Consider the following 24458-nt stretch of genomic DNA (forward strand, 5'->3'; position numbering starts at 1 on the left):
AAAAAAAGGTGCTTAGCAATATTTTTCTAAGCACCTTGGTTATTAAAATGATCCCTCATCAGGACGGTTATCCTGCTGATCGTCTTTCTTCTTTTTAGCACCCGTAAATGTTGTTTTTCCAAACCGGTAAGAGAAGGTTAAGTTACCCATTGTTCCCTGCATCTGTCGTTCAAAATCAACAATAGTTGCTTTGTCTTCTGTGGTCATGCTCCATCTTCTGGTGTTAAATACATCCCGAACATTGAAGCTTAAAGATGCTTTTTTGTTTGGGAAATCGTATTTGGCTCCACCATCAATGCCGTACATGGCGTTGCGTTTTCCCTGTGCCATTACTTCTGGTGCACGGTAATCGCCGCGTAATTGTAATGAAACATCTTTAACAACCGTTAAATTAGCCGTTATGTTGGCATTCCAGCTAAATCCACTGCTCGATGCAATATCAAATCTCGCATCTCCGGCAAATTTTGCCTGGTATAAGTTTACATTGGTGGTAAAATTTAAAGCTTTAATCAGATCAAAACGGCCAATCAATTCTACCCCGCTGTTAATCTGGTGTGATAAGTTTTGAGGGGTTGACGTAATGATCCCGTTAACTGGCGTACTTCTTACCCTTTGAATGACATCATTGGTTTGACGGAAATATAAACTCGATGTTAAGGTTACTTTTTTCCAGTATTTGCTATAACCCAATTCGAAAGAGTGCACATCCTCAGGCAATAAATTTGGGTTACCACCTCTGTAGTTTAAAGGATCTGAAACGTCTAAAAATGGATTGGTATCCCAGGGACGAGGGCGGTTTACGCGGCGGGTATAACTCAATTGAAGCTGATTATCGCCCTTTAGTTTTTGTGTTAAGAAAACACTTGGATATAACCTTTTGTAGTGGATATTTCCTTCTGCAGTAGTTAATACATTGTTTGTATAACCTTCCAAGTGGGTGTCTAAACGCGCATCTTCAGCCCTTAAACCCAATTGGTAACCAAAATCTTTAATCTGGTTTTGGTAGTTTAAATAAAGTGCATGCACCTGATCTTTGCTATCGAAACCATTAATCAACTTGTTGTTACGTACATAAACCTCCGTATTGGTTGGAATTGAATCGGCATATTGATCGTTATTTCCTAAGCGGATCTGACTGCGGTAACCTACTTCAACTTTACCCGCTTTACCAACAGGTAATGCATAATCAGTCTGGATGTTGTAATTGGTGTTATCGCCTGTATTAAAAACCCGTTGTAAACTTAAAGTTTCATCAATCGGCACGCCATTTCGGTTCGTGGTATTGGTGCTGTAAGTCTGGTCGTTGTTATTTGTTCCGTGCGAATAGCCAAAGTTGAACGTTAACTCCTCTTTAGGCTTACTAAACTTCTGAACGTAATCTAAATTCAAATCATAACTTTTTCCGTAACCATCATTATTATTGGTTCTGTTGCTCAATAAAACTGGCGACTGGTTTGAATTTAATTGTCTGATGTCAAGCAACTCATTCCGCTCATTTTCCCTCGAGTTAAAACCGCCCGATAAGCTAACGACGCTTTTTGGTGCCAGATAATAATCTAGCCCCGCTTTGGCATTGTGCCCCTTATCATTAGAGGTAGAAACCGTATTCTGATTGGCGAAAGCTGTTGAGCTGGTTGGTGTTTTGTATGTGATGTCTTGAAAACCACCGCCCACACGGTTGCCGTAACGGTAGCCATAATTGCCATAAAGGTTAACTTTGCTATTCTGAAAGCTTAAGTTGGTGTTGGCATTATAGTTATCGCGGTTACCTGCAGTTAGTGCAACTGAACCGTTAAAACCAAGTTTTGTGTTTTTCTTCAATACAATGTTGATGATGCCTGATTGCCCTTCAGCATCATATTTAGCTGATGGGTTAGTAATTACCTCCACACTTTCGATAGAGCTGGCTGGGATTGATTGAAGAATCTGCGCTACATTACCGCCGGCAATTAAAGATGGTTTTCCATCAATTAATACTTTAACGCCTGTAGAGCCACGTAAACTCACATTACCATCCATATCGGTAGAAACAGAAGGAACATTCTGCAATAAATCGCTGGCTGAGCCACCTTCGCTGATTACGCTCTGGTCTACCGCGAAAATCTTTTTGTCGATACCCATTTGCATCGCCTGTTTCTGGCCTGTTACGGTAATTTCACTCAGCACATTTCCTTTTGCAGGATTCATTTTAATCTCGCCGAAGTTTAAGGTGCCGGTTGCAGCGGTAATGGCAACATTATCCCTAACCATGGTTTGGTAGCCTACAAAGCTTATTTTAAAGGTAAAGTTTCCGGTAGGGATATCGGCCATTACAAAAGCACCGTTAACATCCGTTTGCACAATTTTTGCATTTTTGGCCGTAGCCTTATCAATTAAAATTGCAGTAGCAAATGGAATGGTTTCTTGTGTTTTTGCATCTTTAAGTATTCCGGTAATTTTTGCTTTTCCACTTGTTTGTGCGAAAAGGTTAAATGATAAGCTTAAAAGTAAAAGGGTGATCTGTATTGTTCTCGATTGTAAAAGTCTCATTAAAAAATAAAATTTCGTATGTTTTTATAAAGGGAGACAAAGTAACGGCAACTTAGTTTAATTAAGGAGCCGTAACTATTTTATTACAGCCATTTTATAGTAATATTTTTGTGGGTAATGCACAGTTGACAGCTAACAATTTGCGGTTTTCAGTTTTGCGGAAACAATAAAAGAATATTACAATTGAACAATCAGCAAAATGTTACTTTTGTTCATTATGAATAAGATATTAATTGTTGATGATTTACACCCTGCATTTAAAGAGCAGGCTATTGCCATGGGCTACGAGGTTGATGATGAACCACAAATCACCCGTCAACAAACATTAGATAAAATTAAAGATTATACCGGTATTGCTGTCCGGACAAAATTTAGGATCGATGCCGAAATTTTTGCTGCAGCCCCAAATTTAAAATTTGTGGCCAGGGCAGGAGCAGGCCTGGATAATATCGATGATAAAATCGCTTTTGAAAGAAATATCGAACTGATTAACGCACCCGAAGGCAATTGCGATGCCGTTGGCGAACATGCTACCGGTTTACTGTTATCATTGATGAACAACTTCCGTAGGGCCGATATCGAAATCAGAAATGGCGTATGGGATAGGGAAGGTAACCGTGGCTACGAATTGAAAGGCAAAAAGGTTGGGATTATTGGTTATGGTTTTATGGGACAAAGTTTTGCAAAGAAGCTGGCGGGTTTCGAGGTTGATGTAATGGCCTATGATAAATACAAAACCGGCTTTTCTGATGCTTTTGCCCGCGAGGTAAGCATGGAAGAAATTGTGAAACACAGCGATGTGCTGAGTTTGCATATTCCCTTAACCGCCGAAACCAAACAGATGGTTGATGATGAGTATTTCTATCATTTTAAAAAGCCCATTTTCTTTATCAATACGGCAAGGGGTGAAATTGTAAATACACCGGCAGTGTTGAATGCCATTAAAAGCGGAAAGATTTTAGGTGCCGGACTGGATGTATTGCAAACAGAAAAATTCCCGGCCCTGGGTGAACAAGCTTGGTACAATGAACTTAAAAACAACGACAAAGTGATTTTAACGCCACATGTTGGCGGCTGGACATTCGATTCGTACCGTAAAATTTCGGAGGTTTTGGCCGAGAAGTTAAGCGGGCTTAGTTTCGATTGAGCATAATGCTGAATTATTTTGGTTTTGGAAAGCAAGGGCACTGCTAGTAGTCAAGGTTCTGTCCTGCTTTCCATTACTTCCGATGAAGAATCGGAATCATTACAATCAGGTTTATATTTTGCGGTTGCAACCTGCAAACCCTAAAATGAACTACTGTATCTGCCATCTAGCCCCGGGTGAAGCGTTACCCTGCAGGGCTGAGGTACGAAGCCCAAAGTGTATTAGCGAAACACGGGAGCCAATTCATTTTCTTGTACTGGCAATGCGCTCAAAAATAAAAGTTAATCGCTATTTAAACTTAATTTTTATAGTCTTGGGCCTAAAAAAAAGGTATAAATCTCAATTTTATTTTCTTAAATTGGCTATACAATCTAACCAATTTTATCATGCCGAAAGATCATTTATATTCAACTACAGTTACTTGGACAGGCAATAAAGGCTCAGGTACAATGGATTACCGTTCGTACGATCGCGATTATGTAATTTCAGTAAAAGGAAAAGCCGATATTTCCGGATCGTCTGATTCAGCTTTTCTGGGCGATAAATCTAAATATAATCCTGAAGATCTGTTGCTGGCATCTATATCAAGCTGCCATATGCTCTGGTATTTACATTTATGCTCTAAAAACGAAATTGTAGTAATCGATTATAAGGATGAGGCTGTAGGCACCATGGAAGAATCGGCCGATGGCAGTGGCAGGTTTAGAGAAGTTACGCTACATCCCCAGGTTTTAATAGCTGATAAAGCACATTACGAACTGGCAGCATCGCTGCATCACGAAGCCAATAAAATGTGTTTTATTGCCAATTCGTTAAATTTTCCGGTTAAACACGAACCGGTTCTCAGTTATTAGTTAACAGTTTTCAGTTGGTCGTCATATCGAACGGCCACTTATTTCATTACCCCTTATCGTCCTCGTTTGTAACGAGGATGCAGGAGAATGGCGATTTTATCGCCATATGTATGCTTAATCGCATTACAAATGCGGATCTCGGTAATCCCCGTTGCAAACGGGGACTATAAAGCTTGTCGCTTACAATAACAGTTTTCAGCTGGCCGTTTACAGAACTGCCAACTGAAAATTGCGAACTGTCAACTATTTAGCTGACCAAACATTATCTTTTGGTGTAGCATCCATGTAAATGCCGTTATCCAAACTGATCGATTTTACTTTTTTAGTGGTATTAAGCGTTACATTCACTTCTTTTTGGTTTGCCTTCCAAACTGCTGGTGTTTTGTGGATGGTGTCTGTTTTTCCATCGCTATACGTAACCACCACATTAAATGGAATGGCAAAACCGCCAACATTTTTAATGGTTACGGTCGATTTTTCTTGAGCTGGCGTTACTTTGGTAATGGCTAAATCGAGGTAGTTGTTGGTGAAGAACCAATTCTGGAAAAACCAGTTTAAATTTTGTCCGGATCCTGCATTCATCGAGTTAAAATAATCCCATGGAATAGGGTGTTTGCCATTCCAATTGCTCATATAGTTATGTAGTGCTTTTTTGAATAAGTCATCTCCTAACATATCTTTAAGCGCCAAATAAGATAGTGAAGCTTTTCCGTAAGAGTTATTCCCATAACCTGCACCCGAAACCTGGTCAGACATCGAAATAACCGGCTGGTCTTCTTCTGTAGATTTATCGTTAATGTATTTGTTTACCCTGAAACTTTTGTAAAATTTATCGGCGGCTTCTTTTCCATGTTCTGCAATGCCGATTAAATATTCGAATGTGGTGGCCCAGCCTTCATCCATATAAGCATAACGGGTTTCGTTAATGCCCATGTAAAAAGGAAAGTATGTATGCGCCACCTCATGGTCTTGAACCAATTGTGCGAACACCGGATCACCAAATTGAGAATCGTTAACCATCATAGGGTACTCCATATCGGCAAAACCTTGAAAAGCAATGGTTTTTACATAAGGATAGGGAATGCCGGGCCAATTGTTCGAGAACCAATCCAATGCATTAAGGTTGTATTTAACCGAGTTGATAAAATCTGTTCCGGTAGTTGGGTTGTAGGCAGCCTGTGCACTTGCACGGCGGTTGGTTTTTTTATCTACAATTACACTTGCTCCGTCCCAAACATAGTGGTTGCTCAGTGCAAAGGTGACATCCGTAATGTGTTTTACTGCAAATTTCCAGGTGTTCCAGTCTTTTTGCTGCGTTACTTTGCCGTCTTTCATTTCCTGCTCGGTAGCGATGTGGATGACTTCATCACCATTATACGATTTTTTTAAACGGGCAGAAATTTCAGGCTGTAACACTTCATCAGGGTTCAGAAAATCGCCGGTTGCATAAACCACATAGTTTTTAGGGGCTTTAATAGCGAATTCATAATCGTTAAAGTCGTTATAAAACTCAGCCCTATCGGTGTGTGGGATGCGGTCCCAGCCGTTATAATCATCATACACCGATATGCGCGGATAGCTATAAGCCACAAAAAAGGAGTTTGGATCAATCTGCCCCTCGCGACCGCTTTCTTTTGATAAGGGGTAATCCCACTCAATTTTAACAGTGATTTTCGATTTTGGTAACAAAGGTTTGTTCAACTTTACGTTTCCTACTGTTCCCCAATCTTTGCTGTCTACCTGATAAGTTTCGCCATCAACCGAAAAGGAGATGATGTTTAGACCTGTGCTTAAAAAGCCTTCACTTACCGCACCACCTCTTGGCGAAGTGGGTTTATGTAAGTTGTTTACAAAACGGATAGCCAGGGTTTTTAAGGTATCGGAACTGTTGTTGCTGTATAAAATTTCTTCTTTACCGCTCACCACTTTGGTTTCGGCATCTACCTTAATATCCATGTTGTATTTACCATGGTTTTGCCAATAATTGGGGCCAGGTTTTCCATTCATCGCACGCGTGCCCTTGGTATATGCTGCTTTAATATTTCGGGGCATATAAAGCTCTTGGGCAGAAACGGCATAAGCACCCAAACCAATGAGCAGGGCAATAGAGAATAACTTTTTCATTTTTACGAATAATTTTAGCTAAAATATAACTAATGCTTGAATTTTGGATAAGTGTATAAATGAATGTTACCATTGTGGTGATTCTGGCATATTATATAGCCTGATTTAGCTTTAACGATTGAATGAGCGCCTGATTAATTGAAAAAGCTTAATTTTTCATCATTTTAAGGGGTTAATTGAAGTTCCGAATTGATAGTTGGAAGTCATAAAAGCTTAAAATCTTGGTCACTTCTTAATTTTTTATTTGCTTTTGTAATTTCCACATTTTATCTTCGTTATAATTGAAGCAAGACTATGTAGCAAACCAACTATATAGTCTTGTTTGTTTTTTATAGCGTTTGAATAAAATTAATAGAGCAATGACAGAGGTAACATACTACACCCAAGAGGGGTTAGATAAATTAAAAGAGGAAGTTCATTATTTAACAACCACCGGTCGTCAGCTAATATCTAAAGCAATTGCAGAAGCAAGGGATAAAGGTGATTTATCGGAGAATGCAGAGTACGATGCTGCCAAAGAAGCACAAGGTTTGCATGAAGCAAAAATTTCAAAATTAAAGAATACCTTGGCAAACGCACGTTTAATTGATGAGTCTAAATTAGACTTATCGAAAGTACTTGCCTTATCGATTGTTAAAATAAAAAATGTTAAAAACGGCGCAACCATGACTTACCAGTTGGTAGCCGAAACAGAAGCCGATTTAAAAACAGGAAAAATTTCTGTTAAATCGCCAATTGCACAAGGTTTGTTAGGTAAATCGGTTGGCGAATTTGCCGAAATCGAAGTGCCGGCAGGTAAAATGCAGTTCGAAGTTTTAGAGATATCAAGATAAGGTAGAAGGCGGAGGGTTTAAGGCTTAAGGTCTGTTCTCCGCTCTAAATCCTAAACCTTACACCCTACACCTTTAACCCTATACCTTAATGACTATCTTTTCAAAAATTGTTGCTGGCGAAATCCCTGCACATGTTGTTGCTGAAACTGTAGAATATTTAGCCTTTTTAGATGTTCAGCCTTTAACAGCAGGCCATGTTCTGGTTATTCCGAAAATTGAGACTGATTATATTTTCGATATGGATGAAGATCTGTATGTGGGTTTGTGGATGTTTGCCAAAATTGTAGCGAAAGGTGTTAAAATAGCTTTCCCCTGCAAAAAAGTGGGCGTTTCGGTAATTGGACTGGAAGTGCCGCATGCACATATTCATTTAATCCCGATGAATAATGTAAGCGATATGAATTTCAGTAAAGAAAAACTGAAGCCAACAAACGAAGAACTGGCTGAGGCTGCCGAAAAAATTAAGCAAGCCTTACTGGAAGTATAAAAAGGGCCGGCTGTGAAAACACCAGCCGACCATTCTACCCGCCTAACCCAAATATTTTTACGGCGCCGGAGCAACTGTAGCATTTAGCTGTAATACCGGCCAGGTTAAGCCTAGCCCCTTTCCGATTACGATGCCGAGGTTATCTCCTCTTTTTACATCTGATATCCAGTAATACAAAGGCCATCCCTTATAGGTTAATTGTTTTTTGTTGATGGTGGCTACGGTAATTACGCCTACATCAGCTTTTACTATCGCTGACGGAACGTTAAGGACTTCAGATTCGTACACCGGCCAAATACCTTCTTGTGTTGCACTCTTGGTATAAGTATTTACACCATTTTTATCTGGCGCAAAAGCATACAAAGTACGTCCTTTGTTATCAGTTAAGTAAATGGTTTTGCCGTCACCAACTGCATAGGTGCTGGTATAATTGATATTGTTCGCTGTCAGTTGTGCATTGGCCAGCATTAATGAATAATCGGGTTTAGCTACAAACCAGATTCCAGCAACACCATCCCCTTTAATTTCGCCTGCTGCAGCATCATTTGCATAATAATAAAGCGGATAACCACGATAAGTACTTTGTTTACGTCCATCGGCACGGGTAACTTCACCAACTTCGGCCTTGTTCAGGTTTAAATCTGTACTGGCATCGGCAGAATAATAAAGTGGCCAGGTGGTTTCGCAACCACCGGTACAGGTTGGCGTACCGGCAGCATCAGAGGCAAAAAAGTATAAAGTTTTGCCATCTTTATCGGTTAATACTGATCCGAATTTAGCATCGGCTGCCAGTTGAATTCCCTTTTTGTTAGATGCAGGAGGCGTTGTCGGTTCATCTGAACTATTTTTTTTGCAGGCACTAAATACCATGGCCACACACAATACAGCCAATAGGTTTCTTTTTAAGTAGATTAGCATAAGATTTTTTTGTTTTTAGTTTTAACTTTAATCATTAATATGCCCGTATTACGCCATCAGGTTGTAAATGGTTGCTTGCAGAAACGAGAATTTTAGCCAAACCGAACGAATCATAATTATTTTAAAAAAAAATATTTTTTTTAGGCAACCTTTTGTAAATCCTCATCGTAATGTGTTTTGAAAGGAGAACTTGTGACCGCTAACCGCGACAGAGAAGATATTATTATACAAAAGCATATTCAGGGCTGCATTAGAAATGAAAGGGATAGTCAAAAAGCGCTATACAAACATTTCTATAGCTTTGCTATGGGTATTTGTTTGCGTTATGCAAACGATCGGTTGGATGCTGCGGGAATACTGAACGACGGCTTTTTTAAAGCTTTTAAAAACATCACTAAATACGAACCTAGCAAGGCTTTTTTGCCCTGGCTTGGTCGTATAATAACCAATACAGCTATCGACTATTATCGTGCTAATCTGAAATTTGCTGATCACGTAGATATTCTGGATCATGAAAATATTGCGCAGGTAAGTTCTGTGTACGATAAGTTAGCTTACCATGATTTACTGGCATTGGTGCAAAAGTTAAGCGCGGGTTACCGTACCGTTTTTAATCTTTTTGCCATTGATGGATATACACATGAAGAAATTGCCGAAATGCTGGGGATATCGGTAGGTACATCAAAGTCGAACCTGTTTAAGGCCAGGCAAAAATTACAGGAAATGTTAAAAGCTACAGAGGCGACAACTTACCAGGTAAGGAATTCGGAAGTAGATAGGAACCTTTTACAGGTAAGGTTAAACACAAATATGCAATGAAAGAGGGAAAAGATATAGATAAATTATTTAAGGATGGGTTGGAAAATCCCGATCTTCCTTTTAATGATTTAGATTGGGATAATCTGGAGGAGAGATTGCATCCAGCACCAAAAAGGAGGGTAGTGCCGCTGATTTGGTTAACGGCTGTGGCTGGGATAGCCGCAATGTTACTGGTGGTGTTTTTATTGGCTAAGCCAAATGGCGATCAACCTAAAAACAATCCGCTGGTGAAAACAGATACAAAAATTAACAATAAAGAGCATAACAAACCTATAGAGGATAAGGGAGATTTAATCAAGAAACCAACAGAAAATAATACTTCTTCCGGGAATGGTGAAGGAAGTTTATTGGCCGGGAATAAAGAAAATAATAAAGATACGAATGATGATAAAGTGGCTGAAACAAGCCAGGTTAATGCTGGTTTTTCTAAAGTTTTGGAGAGTAGTTATATCCATCAGAACCTTTTAGCCAATACCTTATATAATCCACAAATAAGCATTCAAACTAAACGAGTAGAATTAGAACAACAAAATCTGGTAGCTGCCCTTCCGCAAAGAAAACCGGAGAAAATGCCAACGCCATTGGTTAGGAAGACGCCAAGGTTTGTTTTAAGTATCCTGGCCGCACCCGATTTAACCAGTGTGCAAAATTCAGGTAAAAGTAGCTTTAGTGGCGGTTTTGGTGTAGAAGCTACGCTTTTCTTAACCCGGAAATTAAGTGTTACGACCGGCGCAGTTTATGCCAAGAAAATTTACGATTCAGATTTTAGCCAGTATAACCCTAACACCAATTATGTTTTTAAGGTAGATCCGGCAAATATCCACGCCAATTGCGATGTAATCGATATTCCAATCAATGTGAACTATAAGGTTTTTGATGGCCGTAGAAATTCGGTTTCGCTAAGCACAGGTTTATCCAGTTATTTAATGCTGAAGGAAAAATACAGTTATTCTTATAACGGAGCTTATCAGGGCCCTCAAAGTTTCGAAGTAAAAAACCAGAATCAGCACTATTTAGGTGTAGCTAATGTTGGGGTGGAGTTTCAACACAAAATAAATAATAATTTAAGCATCAGCGCTAAACCTTTTATGAAAATCCCTTTAACGGATATAGGTTATGGAAACTCTAAATTATCATCTACAGGTGTGGCTGTTTCGGTAAATATGAACCTGTTCAGAAAGAATTAATGTTTAATGTTGCGAATGGGGTCGGGCAGGGGTACAAAGCCTGTTTCGCCGGGAACCGGTTTAAAGCTTTGCTCCAGCCATTTAGTTTTGGCTTTTTCAATCAATTCCTTGTCTGATGCAACAAAATTCCAGTAAATAAAACGTTCTTCAGGAAAAGCTTCACCACCGAATATGTAAACCGTGGTGTTTTCGTGCATGGTAAATTCGCAGAGTTTGGCATCGTTGGCAATTAAAATTAAACGCGGTTCAAAAATATTCCCTTCACTTTCAATCGCACCTTCTAAAATATAAAGTGCACTTTCGCCAAACAGGTAATCGCCAATGTTTAACTTTTGCTGCTTAGTGCTTTTTAACTCTAAAAAATATAAGGGACTGTACACCGGAACCGGAGATTTATAACCAAAAGCTTCTCCGGCGATTAATTTAAAATCAACACCATCTTGTGTCCAGCCTGGAATGTCTGCCCCCTCTACGTGGCAAAATTCAGGTTCCATTTGTTCTAAATCTTTAGGTAAGGCTACCCAGATCTGTAAGCCATGGAGCATTTTGTCGCTATGACGGAGGTATTCAGGAGTTCTTTCTGAATGTACGATACCGCTGCCCGAGGTCATCCAGTTTACCTGTCCGGGTTTAATCACAATATCCGAACCCAAACTGTCTTTGTGTGTAATTTCGCCCTCGAACAAAAAGGTTAAGGTTGATAAGCCAATATGCGGGTGTGGTGGAACATCGAGGTTTTCATGATCGCTCAACGCGGCAGGACCCATGTGGTCGATAAAGGAAAAAGGACCAACCATGCGTTTCTCTCTGAAAGGCAGTAATCTGCCAACCATAAAATTGCCAATATTTGCAGGCCTTTCTTCGATAATGAGTTTAATGTTCGACATGGGATAATCAATTTTTTGATGACGTGAATTTAAGGAAAAAAATGCTAAAGCAGATGGTTTGGTAATATCTGTTGGCGCGAAAAACTAGTTTGTTTTTGGAAAGCAATAACAGAAGCTTTTAGGTTGTTGTTTTTCCGCTCCCGCTTCTCCCGACTTCATCTCGGGATTTGCTTTGATCGGGTTTAGGTGGCTAGGGCAATGCTACTGTCAGAAGTGAAATAAACCCGACCGACAGCGTTATCCTGATTTTTTCTATCAGGATTAAGCAAAGGGCGGGGCTGGAACAACCGAAGTAATACGGGTACTGCTTTTCAAACTATCAAGAAAATTTCCGTGCCCTCTGTGCTTCCGTGGCAGAAAATTTATTCCTAAACTGAGTTCTATGGTAACATCTGATGTCACGGGAAGATCTCTTCATTTCGTCGCGCTTCAGTAGAGATGACGGAATTATTGTAACAAAAAAGCATCCCTTTCGAGATGCCTTTCTAAACTTAAAAAGAAAAATTAAGATTTTTATACCAGTTCCATTAAAGCCTCTTTGCTAAAGCCTTTTAATTCTTCTGTGCGGTTATATTTAATTTTTTCTACCCAGTTCGGGTCTGCTAAAAGCGGACGGCCAACTGCTACTAAATCGAAATCACCGCGATCCATTCTGCGTACCAGTTCTTCCAATGAGCTAGGTTGTGAACTTTGACCAGCAAATGCGCCAAAGAAATCGCCATCCAAACCAACAGAACCTACTGAAATTGTTGCTTTTCCGGTTACTTTTTTGGCCCAACCGGCAAAATTTAAGTCAGAACCTTCAAATTCAGGTTCCCAGAAACGGCGTTGCGAACAATGGAAAATATCGATTCCGGCTTCGGCTAATGGGGTTAACCATTGCTCCATTTCCTGTTCGTTTTTAGCCAGTTTGAAATCGTAAGCAGCAGGTTTAAACTGCGATAGACGTATAATTAAGGCGAAGTCTTCACCAACTCTTTTGCGTACTTCCTTAATTACTTCAACACCAAAACGGGTACGCTCTGCTAAAGTTTTGCCACCATAAATGTCGGTACGGTTATTTGTACCCTCCCAGAAAAACTGATCAATCAGGTATTGGTGTGCACCATGTATTTCAACCGTATCAAAACCCAAAGCTTTAGCGTCGGCTGCTGCCTGGCCAAAAGCTGCAATGGTATCAGCAATGGCTGCATCGGTCATCGGTACGCCATTTTCAAAACCTGGTTTGTTTAGGCTTGATGGACCTTCGAAAGGTGTGCCTGGTAGCCAACCCGATGCATGGTTATCCATAATGCCCTGGTGCCAGATCTGCGGACCCATTTTACCGCCAGCCTGGTGTACACTTTTAATTACGTTTTCCCAGCCTGCTAAAGCTTCGGTACCGTAAAAATGTGGAATATTAGGATCTGCAGAAGATGATGGACGGTTAATTACGGTTCCTTCTGATAAAATTAAACCCACTTCACCAGCTGCTCTCTTTGCGTAATAGGCGGCAACTTCGGGAGTTGGTACGCCACCAGGAGAAAATGAACGCGTCATTGGCGCCATTACGATTCTATTTTTGATATTTAATGTTTTAAGGCTAAAAGGCCTGAATAAACTATCTGTGTTCATATGTTTCTAAATTATAATTCGGTATTGATGATTTCGCTTAATTTTTCTAAGCCTTCTTTATTGCGTTTGTAATAAGTCCATTGACCTAAGCGTGTTGAACTGATTAAATCAGCACGTTGTAAAATAGACAGGTATTCGGAAATGGTACTTTGCGACAGTCCGCTTTTAAGCTGAATTTGCCCAACGCAAACACCAACATTTTCAAAATCGGCATTGGGTTGTTCCGGAAAATGTATTTCTGGCGCTTTTAACCAGCCTAAAATCTGTAAACGTGTTTTGTTCGAAAGTGCTTTAAATATTTCTACCTGATCCATGGCACAAATGTATATCGACTTTTCCCGATATGCCAATTAAAAGAATAAAGTTTACAATTGCATGTAAAACTTAGCGATAAGTAAAATGAATGATGTTATGAGCGGAAAGATTTTTGTTGAATATTATTATCGATTTTAGAGAAGGGGCGTCATTCCCGCGCAGGCGGGGATCTTAATGCAGCATACAAAACCTAGATCGTGATCATGTCTTCTGTGCTTCCGTGGTTAAGATTAACCTTAGAGAAAAAATGGCCAAAAAAGAACGGGGATAAATCATACCGACCTATCCCCGTCATCTAAATTAACGCTCTCATATATATAAACAACCAAAAAGGTGATTTATTATATTTGATGTAAAATATTTTTTTATTTTTTTGCTGCAGGCTTTTTTGTGGCTGCTTTTGCTTTCTTTTCCGCTACTGGAGTCTCTTCAATCGCTTCCACTTTTTTCTTTGCAGGTGCTTTGGCTTTTTTAACTTCTACAGTCGGTTCTTCAATTTCTTCAGCTTTCTTTTTAGCAGGTGTTTTTGCTTTTTTTACTTCGGCAGGTGCTTCTTCAGCTACAACTTCTTTCTTCTTAGCCGGAGCTTTCGCTTTTTTAACTTCCGTAACCGGAGCTTCAGCAACAGGTTCTTCTTTAACTGCTACTGCTTTCGGCGCATGGTCTTGTTGCAGGTAGTTGGCCAGGATCTGTCGTAAATATACCTCTGGTTTAGGCATATTGATGATGGTTCCAGGTTCTTTATCCTGAGATTGCTTGATGTAAGCCGATTTAATTTTGCCCCAATCTTTAGAGTAAAGTCTGATAAACATCTCTACAAATTGTTCGTCTGTATATTTTTTAGGCAACCTACCCAGCACTGCCTGAATTTTTTCTTCTTTTTTATGTAATACCGCCATCGATTTTATTTTGTACAAAGATAGCCGAATTTTATCATTATCAGTTTTTTGCTTTTTTCGGTAAAAATGGATGGTACAGGCGATTAGATTTAGTGATTAAATTGGCGTACTCATTTCTACTTCAACCGATTCGGTTCGCCTGTTTTTAACTAACCTTTCGCGATGTTTTAGTCCCCAATCCCTTAATTCATCAATTACTCTTTCAAGTGATTCGCTGTAAGGGGTAAGCTCGTAAGTTACCGTAACCGGAGTGGTAGAAAATACCTTGCGGATTACAAATTCATTTAATTCCAGATCTTTAAGTTCTTTCGATAATATTTTGGGCGTAATTTCTCCAAGCGATTTCTGGATTTCATTAAAACGCTGCGGTCCTTCCTGTAAAGAAATAATCAAAGGGAGTTTCCACTTGCCATTTAACACATAGAGTGCATCTTTTACCGCATTTAAACTTGCAGTACAGGTTTCCTTATTTCGGTGTTCTTTTCTTGGGCCCATGGTACAAAGGTATAAGCTTTCGTAAAGGATAGCACTATCCTTTGGGATACTAGTATCTTTTAGATAGTAAAACTACATAAGTTTGCATCAAAAAAATAATATGAAAACAAAAACAATCAAAATTATTTATTGGATATCAACCGCTTTAGTTTCGTTAATGATGACTTTTTCGGCCTACTCGTATCTGACCAATGAAACCATTAAACAAGGTTTTCATCACCTTGGCTTTCCTGATTATTTCAGGGTAGAATTAGCCATTGCCAAAATTTTAGGTGCTGTTGTATTATTGTTACCGATAAAAGGGTTATGGAAAGAATGGGCATATGCCGGTTTCGCATTTACATTTATTTCGGCATTTATCGCACATACGGCATCGGGCGATCCGATCAATAACCGCGTTGGTCCGCTTGTATTTTTAATTGTGTTATTGCTGTCGTATTTTACCTTTCACAAAGCGAAAACAGCATCCGTTTAGATGAAACATTGAAATTTTTAAGCGCTTATAAAACGATTTAGCTGTGTTTGCAACAAATTAATTGATAAAGACGGATCTTCCGTCTTTTTATTTTAATTTAGGTTACTATGCGCATATTTACCCAATATTCTGGCCTGTTTTTAATCTTTATTGTAGCTGCTTTAAGCGCTTTTACCGATAGATCCAAGCACAAGAAAGCCGCTGATAAAAGACCTAATATCATTGTCATCCTTGCCGATGATCTGGGGTTTTCTGATATCGGCTGTTATGGCGGAGAAATTAAAACACCAAATATCGATTACCTGGCTAGCCAGGGTATCCGTTTTAAAAATTTTTATAATACCTCACGTTGTTGTCCAACACGTGCCGCCTTATTAACAGGGCTTTATAACCACAATGCTGGCATTGGTGAAATGACTACCGACCGTGGTGTAGCAGGATACCGTGGTGCCATTACAAAAAATACAGTAACATTGGCAGAGGTTTTAAAAGATGCGGGATATAGAACGGCAATGTCGGGTAAATGGCATGTTGCAAATACCATAGAACAACCTACACCGCAAGCGCAGTTAGATTGGCTAAACCATAAAACATCTTTTCCTTTGTTTTCTCCAATTGATCAATACCCAACCAGCAGAGGCTTTGAGAAATTCTTCGGAACACTTTGGGGCGTGGTCGACTTTTTTGATCCATTTAGTTTGGTAAGTGGTACAACGCCGATTAAAGATGTACCTAAAGATTACTACCATACAGATGCCATTAACGATACCGCCGCAACTTACATCCGTGAATTTAGCAAAGTTGATCAGCCATTTTTTCTCTATGTAGCTGAAAATGCGCCGCACTGGCCATTGCAGGCAAAACCAGAGGATATCGCGAAATATAAAGATACCTATAAAGTTGGGTGGGATGCCATTCGCGAGGCGAGGTATAAGCGAATGGTTGCGATGGGATTAATCGATCCTAAAACAGCTCCTTTATCTCCACGCAAATCGACTGTGAAATGGGAAGTTAATCCTACAAAGGCATTTGATGAAATGGCGATGGCTGTACACGCAGCAATGATTGACCGGATGGACCAGGGCATTGGGCGGATTATTAAAGCCCTAAAAGAAACCAATCAATTGGATAATACTTTGATTGTATTTTTGAGTGATAATGGTGCAAGCCCTGAAGATGCGATGCGCTATGGGCCAGGTTTCGACCGTCCAAGTGAAACGAGGGCTGGCGAAAAAATTGCTTACCCCATTTATAAGAAAGTAATGCCGGGTCCGCAAACCAGTTATACCTCAATCGGCCCAATCTGGGCAAATGTAGCCAATACGCCCTATCAACTGGCAAAAGCACAATCGTACGAAGGTGGTGTGCATACGCCGATGATCGCCTTCTGGCCAAAAGGTATCGCTGCCCAAAAAGGCAGTTATAGCAATCAGGTAGGGCATGTCATGGATTTTATGAGCACTTTTGTCGAACTTGCCAACGCGAAGTACCCCGCCAGCTATAAGGGTAATACCATTAAACCAATGCAAGGCATGAGTTTGGTGCCTGCTTTAAAAGGAAGGGTATCAAACGGACACGAAATCTTATTTAACGAACATTTTAACGCCAGTTTTGTGCGCTCGGGCGATTGGAAAATGGTTAATCTTTCTGGCGATTCTACCTGGCATCTCTATAACATCAAAAATGATCAGACCGAATTGAACGATGTTGCTGCTCAGCATCCTGATAAGGTAAAAGAGCTGAATGCAAAATGGCAAAGCTGGGCAAAGGAAAACCATGTACTACCTAAGAAATAAATTAAAGTTGATCATCCTTGCCTGAAGGCTTTTTTATCAACTGCTTGCCCGGATTCTTGAGTAGGTAGACATCAATAATTACTTTTTCCAGTCTTTTTGCATTTTTTTATAGGCTTTCTTACTAATTTTTGATTTCTTCTTAGACCTCGACTTCCCTTTCTTCTTTCGGGCATTAATATTGTTTACCAATGAATTTTTAACACCGAGCTTATTCTTTTTTCCGCTTTTCTTTTTCTTTTTTTTATTTTTTCCTTTTTTCTTTTCTTTCGCCATAACGCAGGTATTTACTAATTAATTAACAGCAGATTGTAATAAAAGTTCTGATAAACCAGTTGAGCTTTTTAACAAAGTAAATTGAGCCTTAAAGCAAAGCGCTGACTTGGTTATCAACCTACCTTTGATTCATAAAATATAGAAAAAATGAAAAAAGTTTGGTTTATAACAGGAAGTTCCCGTGGATTGGGTCGCGACCTAACCGCACAGGTATTGGCAAAAGGTGATTTGGTTGCTGCAACAGCAAGAAATACCGATGCCTTAAAAGATTTGGTTAAAGAATATCCGGATCAGATTTTTCCGCTTACTTTAGATGTGACCGATTACGATCAGGTACATTTGGCGGTAGAATCGGCTGTAGCCCATTTTGGTAAAATAGATGTTTTGGTTAATAATGCCGGCTTTGGTATTGTTGGTGCAGCAGAAGCTTTTACTGAAGAGCAGGTACGCAGCCAGTTGGAAACAAATTTATATGCACCGATCGAAATTACGAGAGCGGTATTGCCATTTATGCGCAAGCAACGTTCGGGCAGAATTCTTCAAATCAGCTCAATAGGCGGGCGGGTAGGTAATGCCGGAGTAAGTATTTACCAGGCAGCAAAATTTGGGTTAAGCGGCTTTAGTGAAGCCCTGGCAAAAGAGGTAGTGGATTTAGGGATTTATGTAACCTGTGTAGAACCTGGTGGTTTTCGTACCGATTGGGCTGGTGCCTCAATGTCATATGCACCTCGCGTTGAGGGCTATGAATCTACCGTAGAAAAACGCTCAGATTTTTTCCAAAGTGGTCACTTCATACCGATGGGCGACCCGCAAAAAGCAGCGAAAGCTATGCTGGCACTGGTAGAAAACGATGAGCCGCCGGTACACCTGGTATTTGGAAGTGAAGCCATTGGCATGCTTAAACATGCTGATGCTGCCAGAACTGCCGAAATGGAGAAGTGGATGGAGGTAAGTTTATCAACAGATCATGATGAGGCGGAGAATTTCCTGGCAACAGACCTGGGTAAATCTTTTACAAAGGGATAATTTGGTACGTCATTCCCGTGTCGACAGGAATGATAACCTTTCACCATAAATCCATAAATTTGATCAAGATGTCAAATCAAGAGAAACGTCCCAATATCCTGTATTCCTGTTATGCCCAGAAAAGTAGCGAGGGCGAACAGTTTATTCCCAATCATTCGCTGGGTTTGGTTATTGCAGGAACATCAGAAATTTTTATCGGAGGGGAGAAGTTTGTGTTTTCGGATGGCGATTTTCGTTTTTTCAGGCGGAATCAATTAGCCCGGTATACCAAATATCCACCAGTTGGGGGAGAGTTTAAATCCATCAGCATCAACATTGATCAGGATATTTTGCACAGCATCAGCAATGAATATGATCTGCACCTGCAAAAGCCCAATCACGATCTTAAAGGTTTGGCACTTGAAGCAAACAGTTTGCTGAAGAATTATATTGATTCGATATGGCCGTATTTAGACGGAAATAATGGATTTAACCAGGCTTTAATCGATTTGAAAGTTAAAGAGGCGGTAATGATTTTACTGCAAACCAACCCAATATTAAAAGATGTGCTTTTTGATTTTTCGGAACCCGGAAAAATAGACCTGGAAGCCTATATGAATGCCAATTATAAGTTCAATGTAGATATAAGCCGTTTTGCTTACTTAACCGGAAGAAGTTTGGCTACGTTTAAAAGAGATTTTGAGAAGATTTTTAACCTTTCGCCTAACCGCTGGCTGCAGAAAAAACGCTTGAATGATGCTTATTATCTCCTAACCGAAAAAGGCTGGAAATCATCAGACGTATACCTGGAAGTTGGTTTTAAAGACCTGTCTCACTTTTCTTTTGCCTTTAAAAAAGCTTATGGCACGGCGCCTTCAAAGATTGGTGTGTAGTACGCTGTTTTCCAATATAAAAGAGGTTGTGTGATAAAGATGATTTTACCTCAGATGCTGTTATGTTGAGCCTGTCGAAACACCTTAAGGAGTAACTTAAAAGGCCCTTCGACAGGCTCAGGGTGAGAATCTATATCTATGATATAACCTCTTTAAAAATTTAATTTCGTTATTAAACCTTTTTTGGAGGAAGATCGAAGGCTATTGCCTCGTGTTCGAAATGGCCGTTATGTGCACCGTCGCAAAAAGGCTTATTTTTTGATAAACCACAACGGCAGATCGAAAGTACTTCTCTGCCCTGTAAGCCATAAGTATTTCCGTTTCTATCTACAATTTCGAAATCGCCCTCAATTTTAACAGAGCCGTTATTGTTAATGGTAAGTTTTGTTTTAGACATGTATGTGTTAGTTTAGTGCAAAACTAAAACATAGAAACCGCAATTTTTGCTCAGTTTTCTATTTAGAAACATTCTCTTCTTAACCTAAGCCTCTTTTTTGATGACGTAGGCAATCATGTCTGTTCTGATTTCAAATCCCAGTTTATGGTAGAGTTTAATGGCTCCTTCATTATCATTTCTAACGTGCAGAAAGGGTATTTCTGAGCGGAGCAGGATCCGTTTAATCTGTTCCTGTAAAATCTTAAAGGCATAACCCTTGCCTAAGTGATCAGGATGGGTACAAACTGCACTTATTTCGCGGTAAGGACTAGGGTGAAACCGGTGCCCCGCCATAGCAGCCAATTTCCCATCCACAAATATGCCCGTGTAATTGCTAAGGTTAATGGTTTTGGCCAGAAAAGGTCCTGGTTTGGTTAACTCCACAAGATCGAGCATTTCTGTAACATGGTCTACATCAAGATCAGTTATTTCCGTTGCATCTGCTATTGGCATTTCCTTGCCCCGGAAAATAAATTGGAACATGTCGATATGGGTTAGTAACCTCCATTGCTTCGGTATTTCGACCGGTGTTTTGGAGAAAAACACGAAAAGGCTATTCGGAGCGCTGATCTGATATAGGGTGTTCAGATTCTCCTGCGAATTATCTTTTAAGCCGGCAAATGCGGTGATATCTTCATGATAATATTTTACCTCATCACGGCCTTTTGCAACAGGGCTATGACCAGATGTTAAGGCATAATAAATTGGATTATCCAATAGGTGTTCCATTGGTCAAAGATATTAAAAGCTAAATCAGACGAGGGTAATTTTTGGAACGATTCATCCAAAATACGCCTGGTCGCGCAACTATTGGTTTAAAAAAGTTTCCACCAAATGTGCCGTCATCTCAATCGTTTTGTCGCTTACATCCGGATTAAGGTTTTCGCCAATCATAGCGCCATGCACACCAGGTAAAATAACCAGTTGCGCATTTGCAATTAATCTCGACATTTTTACCACATGTTCTGGCCTGATCACATCCCGATCGGCCACCATTAAAAGCGCATCGGAAGTAATTCCCCTCAGATCATCATCGCTCAGGTCGGTAAAATCGAGCATGCGCTGTTTATCCTTCTCGAACATCGTTTGCAGTGCATTTTGATCTGGGTTTACGGCTAAAAAAGCTGTTTTAAGCGGCTCCGGCATATGATCGATGGTGGCATCTCCAAAGCCATTATAAAAGCCTTCAATTAAACCTTCCCGTTGGTAATTGGCCGAAATAACAATGATTTTATTCACCACTGCGGGATGATGTGCTGCGATATGCAAAGTGGTTGTTCCGCCGTTACTAAAACCCAGAAAATTGGCTTTTGCTATTTTTAACTGATTTAATAAAGTGGCCACATCCTTTGCATCCTGTTCAAAAGATTCAGCCTGGTCACGGTCGCTGGTGCGCCCATGGGCCTGAAGTTCAACTGCTAAAACCTGACCGGATTTTGCCAAATGCGGAATAAGTCTGCCAAAGGTAGATTGAATGGTAGAACCACCGCCATGTATTAGTACAAGCGGGATTTCTCCCTCGCCGTAAATTTCATAATACATGTTAATGCCATTTACCTTTTCATGTCCTGCTTTTTTATATGTTTCCATCGGTCTCGGTTTAAATTTTTGCTATACAAATCTAAATAAGCTATCTGAAAATAAGGTGCTGATAACAGACAAATTTAGGGGGATTTGAGCCAGGTGGAATCTTACTTTCTGAGCTTTTTTGCTTTTTTGATGTAGGCACCTAAAAATTGGTCAATACCAGTTGCCGCATATCCCAATAACCGGGAGTTTTCGCCCAGCTCAGAAGAAACTATGGTTGTTTTTTCTCTAATTTGCGTCATGCAATAAGTGTTTATGGCCTGTTGCATGGGTAAGGTGATATATTGTTTGGCCCCGGCAATTTTGCCGCTTAAAATAATCAGTTCGGGATTGAATAACTGGATTAGCACAGCTATTCCTTTGCCCATGTGCGTGCCAACATTGGAGAGCAGCTGAATAGCGTATTGGTCACCTTTATTCGCGGCCTTAATAATCAAAGCGGGTTCAATTCTTTCGAGTTCTTCGTTAGAAAGTTTATTTAGCATCGAGTTTTTACCCGATAATATCCCTTCTTTTGCCATTTCTGATAAGGCGTTTCCCGATGCAATGGTTTCGAGGCAGCCATGTTTCCCGCAGTAACAAAGAGCGCCATTCTCTACAAAAGGCATGTGGCCCAATTCGCCTGAAAAGCCACAGGTACCTTGCCTCAGCTTCCCATCCATTATAATGCCTAAACCCACGCCCCAATCCATTAACAATACGAGTACATTTTTTTTGCCCTTCGCCATTCCGTGCGTAAACTCAGCCATTGATGAGCCATTCACATCATTTTGGATTACTACAGGCATATTTAGCATTTTTTCAAATGCAGCAGTTAAAGGTATGTTTTCGCCATCGCTTAAGAAATAACTGTAGTTTTCTCCTTTTTCCGCATCGATTAAGCCCGGCATACCAACACTACAGCCAATAAACTGTTCACGCTGAATGCCTGCAGATTTTAGAATATCCTGAAGGTGGCTGTGTAAAATATTGAAGAAATCGGTCCTGCTTTTTGAAATGGGTACCAAAACCGTTTTAACATCGAGCACAAAATTATAGTTGTTATCGATGATGGCTATTTTAGTATGAAATAATTCAATATCGATACAGAGAATCAGAATCTTTTTATCCTTTAAACGGTATAGATCGGGCTTTCGTCCGCCAATGGATAAACCATAACCCTTTTTTTCTACCCAGCCTTCGTCAATTAAACCAATCAGAAGTTTCAATATACTCGGGGTACTCATTTCCATGATTTCGCATAAAGTAGAAACTGATGAGGCCCCTAAATTGAAAAGATATTTGATGAGCTTGTGTTTTTGAATAAACTGTTTATCGCTGGTGTTTGATGTTAGGTTATTTAATAGATTAAGATTCATGTCGTTAATTGCACTATTTTGATAAATATAGATAACTTCTATTAAAATTTTATTAAAGTTTTTTTAATTCGTAAAGAAATCAACGATGTTTTGTCTTTATAATAATTTCTTATTAACATTAACCTTGTAATTTTAATCTAACCAAATCGATAAACCAGATGTTCCGGCACCCTAATGCTTTTGGAACCAAACTATCGTATAAGTTTTTTTTACAACACCAATAAACAAATGAAAACTAAAGAAGAACCACAAAAAGACCAGAACACCAGACGCGATTTTATCAAAAAAACTGCAATTGGCCTGGCAGCATTTACCATTGTCCCTAGGTATGTATTGGGTGGGCAAGGCTATCTTGCCCCAAGCGATAAATTAACCAAAGCCGTAATCGGTGTCGGCGGAATGGGTAGAGGCCATTTTGGCTACGAGGGTACCCAGGTTGTAGCCATATGTGATGTAGATCAGAACCACCTTAAGCTAGCGGCATCAATGTTAGATAAAGGCGTAAAAACATTTAGCGATTATAGAGAACTTATACAATTACCTGAAGTCGATATTGTACACATTGCTACCCCGCCTCACTGGCATGGTATAATGGCAGTAGATGCGGCAAATGCAGGAAAAGATATCTGGTGCGAAAAACCAATGACCCATACCATAGGCGAAGGAAAACGAGTGGTAGAAGCGGTAAAACAACATGGTAGAATGTTTAGGTTAAATACCTGGTTTAGGTTTAAAGATACTTTTTACGGAATGGGTACAACTGTAAAACCGATTAAAAAACTGGTTGATAGCGGCATGTTGGGCTGGCCATTAAAAGTAACCGTAAGTAAACATACCGGCTACGACTGGAAGTTTTATTGGGTGGGCAAAGATCATTTAGAGCCTCAGCCCGTACCACCGGAATTAGATTATAATGCATGGTTAGGTCCTGCACCCTATAAACCTTACAATGCCCACCGGGTTCACCAGACTTTTAGAGGTTACTGGGATTATGATGGTGGTGGATTAAGTGATATGGGACAACATTATATCGACCCGATACAATATTTTCTGGGTAAGGATGATACCAACCCGATTTCTGTTGAGGTTGATGCGCCACAACAACATACCGATGCGGTAGGCATTTGGCGCAGAATTACCTATACCTATGCCGATGGCTGCCAGATTATTCTGGATGGTGAAGGTAAAGATGCCAATGTACCTTATATAGAAGGACCAAAAGGTAAATTATATCCGGGTTTTAAATCCGACATCCCTGATCTCGAACGTAAACTGGCGCAATTCCCTGATCCTGATCCGGAGATTGTAGAATTTTCAGAATCGGTAAGAACGAGGAAAAAATTCGCTTTAAATGAAGAGAACGGACACCGTTCATGCAACATTGTAAATATTGGTTTGGCTGCATTAAGATTGGGAAGATCGCTAAAATTCGACCCGGTTAAGCAAGAATTCGTAGATGATGAGGCGGCTAACAGATTGATTAATCCCGTAATGCGTGCACCATTTTCTATTTAAAACATCCCAAAA

At 39.9% G+C, this 24458-nt stretch carries 23 protein-coding genes and 1 pseudogene; 11 read left to right on the forward strand and 13 right to left on the reverse strand.

What is annotated here, in order from left to right; all coding sequences use genetic code 11:
* Positions 1 to 42 precede the first annotated feature (42 nt).
* On the reverse strand, positions 43 to 2529 hold the full coding sequence (locus CA265_23170; GenBank protein ARS42400.1) for a TonB-dependent receptor: 2487 nt from the start codon (positions 2527 to 2529) through the stop codon (positions 43 to 45).
* Between the two features lie 217 nt (positions 2530 to 2746).
* Between CA265_23170 and CA265_23175 the strand changes: the two genes are divergently transcribed.
* Both CA265_23175 and CA265_23180 read left to right on the forward strand, forming a co-directional pair.
* On the forward strand, positions 2747 to 3676 hold the full coding sequence (locus CA265_23175) for a phosphoglycerate dehydrogenase (GenBank protein ARS42401.1): 930 nt from the start codon (positions 2747 to 2749) through the stop codon (positions 3674 to 3676).
* 386 nt (positions 3677 to 4062) lie between these two features.
* A complete protein-coding gene (locus CA265_23180; GenBank protein ARS42402.1) occupies positions 4063 to 4530 on the forward strand; it encodes a peroxiredoxin in 468 nt (155 codons plus the stop codon).
* A gap of 243 nt (positions 4531 to 4773) precedes the next feature.
* Here CA265_23180 and CA265_23185 read toward each other — a convergent pair whose 3' ends face one another.
* Positions 4774 to 6654 carry an aminopeptidase gene (locus CA265_23185; protein ARS42403.1) on the reverse strand — a complete coding sequence of 627 codons (1881 nt, stop codon included), beginning with the start codon at positions 6652 to 6654 and terminating at the stop codon, positions 4774 to 4776.
* A 359-nt stretch (positions 6655 to 7013) separates the two neighbouring features.
* Here CA265_23185 and CA265_23190 point away from each other — a divergent pair, with 359 nt between their 5' ends.
* Together CA265_23190 and CA265_23195 are read left to right on the forward strand one after the other, a co-directional pair.
* Entirely contained in the window at positions 7014 to 7487 is a 474-nt protein-coding gene (locus CA265_23190) for a transcription elongation factor GreA (GenBank protein ARS42404.1), read from the forward strand.
* An 88-nt stretch (positions 7488 to 7575) separates the two neighbouring features.
* Positions 7576 to 7974: an HIT family protein gene (locus tag CA265_23195; GenBank protein ID ARS42405.1), complete on the forward strand. Its 399-nt coding sequence runs from the start codon at positions 7576 to 7578 to the stop codon at positions 7972 to 7974.
* 57 nt (positions 7975 to 8031) lie between these two features.
* Here CA265_23195 and CA265_23200 read toward each other — a convergent pair whose 3' ends face one another.
* Complete coding sequence (locus CA265_23200; GenBank protein ID ARS42406.1) at positions 8032 to 8892, reverse strand: hypothetical protein; 861 nt, start codon at positions 8890 to 8892, stop codon at positions 8032 to 8034.
* A gap of 192 nt (positions 8893 to 9084) precedes the next feature.
* Between CA265_23200 and CA265_23205 the strand changes: the two genes are divergently transcribed.
* Together CA265_23205 and CA265_23210 are read left to right on the forward strand one after the other, a co-directional pair.
* Entirely contained in the window at positions 9085 to 9711 is a 627-nt protein-coding gene (locus CA265_23205; GenBank protein ID ARS43108.1) for a hypothetical protein, read from the forward strand.
* On the forward strand, positions 9708 to 10898 hold the full coding sequence (locus CA265_23210) for a hypothetical protein (GenBank protein ID ARS42407.1): 1191 nt from the start codon (positions 9708 to 9710) through the stop codon (positions 10896 to 10898). Before CA265_23205 ends, CA265_23210 begins: the two co-directional genes overlap by 4 nt.
* On the opposite strand, the gene CA265_23215 is transcribed toward CA265_23210, so the two are convergent.
* The 5 genes and pseudogenes from CA265_23215 to CA265_23235 form a co-directional block, all read right to left on the reverse strand.
* Positions 10895 to 11785: a hypothetical protein gene (locus CA265_23215; protein ARS42408.1), complete on the reverse strand. Its 891-nt coding sequence runs from the start codon at positions 11783 to 11785 to the stop codon at positions 10895 to 10897. The two genes, CA265_23210 and CA265_23215, sit on opposite strands and share 4 nt — an antisense overlap.
* A gap of 513 nt (positions 11786 to 12298) precedes the next feature.
* The gene (locus tag CA265_23220) at positions 12299 to 13399 is read right to left on the reverse strand and encodes a 12-oxophytodienoate reductase (protein ID ARS42409.1); all 1101 of its coding nucleotides are present in this window, start codon (positions 13397 to 13399) and stop codon (positions 12299 to 12301) included.
* A gap of 11 nt (positions 13400 to 13410) precedes the next feature.
* Positions 13411 to 13713, reverse strand: coding sequence for a transcriptional regulator (locus tag CA265_23225; GenBank protein ARS42410.1), 303 nt, complete (start codon positions 13711 to 13713; stop codon positions 13411 to 13413).
* A gap of 669 nt (positions 13714 to 14382) precedes the next feature.
* A pseudogene (locus CA265_23230) lies at positions 14383 to 14613 on the reverse strand (hypothetical protein).
* Positions 14614 to 14709: 96 nt separating this feature from the next.
* Positions 14710 to 15108 (reverse strand): transcriptional regulator, encoded by a 399-nt coding sequence (locus CA265_23235; protein ID ARS42411.1) that lies wholly within the window; start codon positions 15106 to 15108, stop codon positions 14710 to 14712.
* Between the two features lie 100 nt (positions 15109 to 15208).
* On the opposite strand from CA265_23235, the gene CA265_23240 reads away from it, so the two are divergent.
* Together CA265_23240 and CA265_23245 are read left to right on the forward strand one after the other, a co-directional pair.
* Positions 15209 to 15583, forward strand: a complete 375-nt coding sequence (locus CA265_23240; GenBank protein ID ARS42412.1) for a DoxX-like family protein — start codon at positions 15209 to 15211, stop codon at positions 15581 to 15583.
* A 107-nt stretch (positions 15584 to 15690) separates the two neighbouring features.
* Positions 15691 to 17379: an arylsulfatase gene (locus CA265_23245; protein ARS42413.1), complete on the forward strand. Its 1689-nt coding sequence runs from the start codon at positions 15691 to 15693 to the stop codon at positions 17377 to 17379.
* A gap of 78 nt (positions 17380 to 17457) precedes the next feature.
* Here the strand turns inward: CA265_23245 and CA265_23250 are convergent, their stop codons facing one another.
* The gene (locus CA265_23250) at positions 17458 to 17652 is read right to left on the reverse strand and encodes a hypothetical protein (protein ID ARS42414.1); all 195 of its coding nucleotides are present in this window, start codon (positions 17650 to 17652) and stop codon (positions 17458 to 17460) included.
* Positions 17653 to 17799: 147 nt separating this feature from the next.
* Between CA265_23250 and CA265_23255 the strand changes: the two genes are divergently transcribed.
* Together CA265_23255 and CA265_23260 are read left to right on the forward strand one after the other, a co-directional pair.
* The gene (locus CA265_23255; protein ID ARS42415.1) at positions 17800 to 18678 is read left to right on the forward strand and encodes a short-chain dehydrogenase/reductase; all 879 of its coding nucleotides are present in this window, start codon (positions 17800 to 17802) and stop codon (positions 18676 to 18678) included.
* Between the two features lie 68 nt (positions 18679 to 18746).
* A complete protein-coding gene (locus tag CA265_23260) occupies positions 18747 to 19550 on the forward strand; it encodes an AraC family transcriptional regulator (GenBank protein ID ARS42416.1) in 804 nt (267 codons plus the stop codon).
* A 172-nt stretch (positions 19551 to 19722) separates the two neighbouring features.
* Here CA265_23260 and CA265_23265 read toward each other — a convergent pair whose 3' ends face one another.
* The 4 genes from CA265_23265 to CA265_23280 all read right to left on the reverse strand — a co-directional run bounded on the left by CA265_23265 (position 19723) and on the right by CA265_23280 (position 22931).
* Entirely contained in the window at positions 19723 to 19947 is a 225-nt protein-coding gene (locus CA265_23265; GenBank protein ARS42417.1) for an iron-binding protein, read from the reverse strand.
* Positions 19948 to 20031: 84 nt separating this feature from the next.
* The gene (locus tag CA265_23270; GenBank protein ID ARS42418.1) at positions 20032 to 20715 is read right to left on the reverse strand and encodes a hypothetical protein; all 684 of its coding nucleotides are present in this window, start codon (positions 20713 to 20715) and stop codon (positions 20032 to 20034) included.
* A gap of 78 nt (positions 20716 to 20793) precedes the next feature.
* Entirely contained in the window at positions 20794 to 21576 is a 783-nt protein-coding gene (locus tag CA265_23275; protein ID ARS42419.1) for an alpha/beta hydrolase, read from the reverse strand.
* Between the two features lie 101 nt (positions 21577 to 21677).
* Entirely contained in the window at positions 21678 to 22931 is a 1254-nt protein-coding gene (locus CA265_23280) for a sugar kinase (protein ID ARS42420.1), read from the reverse strand.
* 228 nt (positions 22932 to 23159) lie between these two features.
* Between CA265_23280 and CA265_23285 the strand changes: the two genes are divergently transcribed.
* Positions 23160 to 24446, forward strand: coding sequence for an oxidoreductase (locus CA265_23285; protein ARS42421.1), 1287 nt, complete (start codon positions 23160 to 23162; stop codon positions 24444 to 24446).
* The last annotated feature ends 12 nt before the right edge of the window (positions 24447 to 24458 follow it).

Source organism: Sphingobacteriaceae bacterium GW460-11-11-14-LB5 (assembly GCA_002151545.1).
GTDB lineage: Bacteria > Bacteroidota > Bacteroidia > Sphingobacteriales > Sphingobacteriaceae > Pedobacter.

Bases quoted from the DNA above. Each gene is read 5' to 3' on its own strand.
- CA265_23170 (ARS42400.1), bottom strand. From the start codon at position 2,529: ATGAGACTTTTACAATCGAGAACAATACAGATCACCCTTTTACTTTTA.
- CA265_23175 (ARS42401.1), top strand. From the start codon at position 2,747: ATGAATAAGATATTAATTGTTGATGATTTACACCCTGCATTTAAAGAG.
- CA265_23180 (ARS42402.1), top strand. From the start codon at position 4,063: ATGCCGAAAGATCATTTATATTCAACTACAGTTACTTGGACAGGCAAT.
- CA265_23185 (ARS42403.1), bottom strand. From the start codon at position 6,654: ATGAAAAAGTTATTCTCTATTGCCCTGCTCATTGGTTTGGGTGCTTAT.
- CA265_23190 (ARS42404.1), top strand. From the start codon at position 7,014: ATGACAGAGGTAACATACTACACCCAAGAGGGGTTAGATAAATTAAAA.
- CA265_23195 (ARS42405.1), top strand. From the start codon at position 7,576: ATGACTATCTTTTCAAAAATTGTTGCTGGCGAAATCCCTGCACATGTT.
- CA265_23200 (ARS42406.1), bottom strand. From the start codon at position 8,892: ATGCTAATCTACTTAAAAAGAAACCTATTGGCTGTATTGTGTGTGGCC.
- CA265_23210 (ARS42407.1), top strand. From the start codon at position 9,708: ATGAAAGAGGGAAAAGATATAGATAAATTATTTAAGGATGGGTTGGAA.
- CA265_23215 (ARS42408.1), bottom strand. From the start codon at position 11,785: ATGTCGAACATTAAACTCATTATCGAAGAAAGGCCTGCAAATATTGGC.
- CA265_23220 (ARS42409.1), bottom strand. From the start codon at position 13,399: ATGAACACAGATAGTTTATTCAGGCCTTTTAGCCTTAAAACATTAAAT.
- CA265_23225 (ARS42410.1), bottom strand. From the start codon at position 13,713: ATGGATCAGGTAGAAATATTTAAAGCACTTTCGAACAAAACACGTTTA.
- CA265_23235 (ARS42411.1), bottom strand. From the start codon at position 15,108: ATGGGCCCAAGAAAAGAACACCGAAATAAGGAAACCTGTACTGCAAGT.
- CA265_23240 (ARS42412.1), top strand. From the start codon at position 15,209: ATGAAAACAAAAACAATCAAAATTATTTATTGGATATCAACCGCTTTA.
- CA265_23245 (ARS42413.1), top strand. From the start codon at position 15,691: ATGCGCATATTTACCCAATATTCTGGCCTGTTTTTAATCTTTATTGTA.
- CA265_23250 (ARS42414.1), bottom strand. From the start codon at position 17,652: ATGGCGAAAGAAAAGAAAAAAGGAAAAAATAAAAAAAAGAAAAAGAAA.
- CA265_23255 (ARS42415.1), top strand. From the start codon at position 17,800: ATGAAAAAAGTTTGGTTTATAACAGGAAGTTCCCGTGGATTGGGTCGC.
- CA265_23260 (ARS42416.1), top strand. From the start codon at position 18,747: ATGTCAAATCAAGAGAAACGTCCCAATATCCTGTATTCCTGTTATGCC.
- CA265_23265 (ARS42417.1), bottom strand. From the start codon at position 19,947: ATGTCTAAAACAAAACTTACCATTAACAATAACGGCTCTGTTAAAATT.
- CA265_23270 (ARS42418.1), bottom strand. From the start codon at position 20,715: ATGGAACACCTATTGGATAATCCAATTTATTATGCCTTAACATCTGGT.
- CA265_23275 (ARS42419.1), bottom strand. From the start codon at position 21,576: ATGGAAACATATAAAAAAGCAGGACATGAAAAGGTAAATGGCATTAAC.
- CA265_23280 (ARS42420.1), bottom strand. From the start codon at position 22,931: ATGAATCTTAATCTATTAAATAACCTAACATCAAACACCAGCGATAAA.
- CA265_23285 (ARS42421.1), top strand. From the start codon at position 23,160: ATGAAAACTAAAGAAGAACCACAAAAAGACCAGAACACCAGACGCGAT.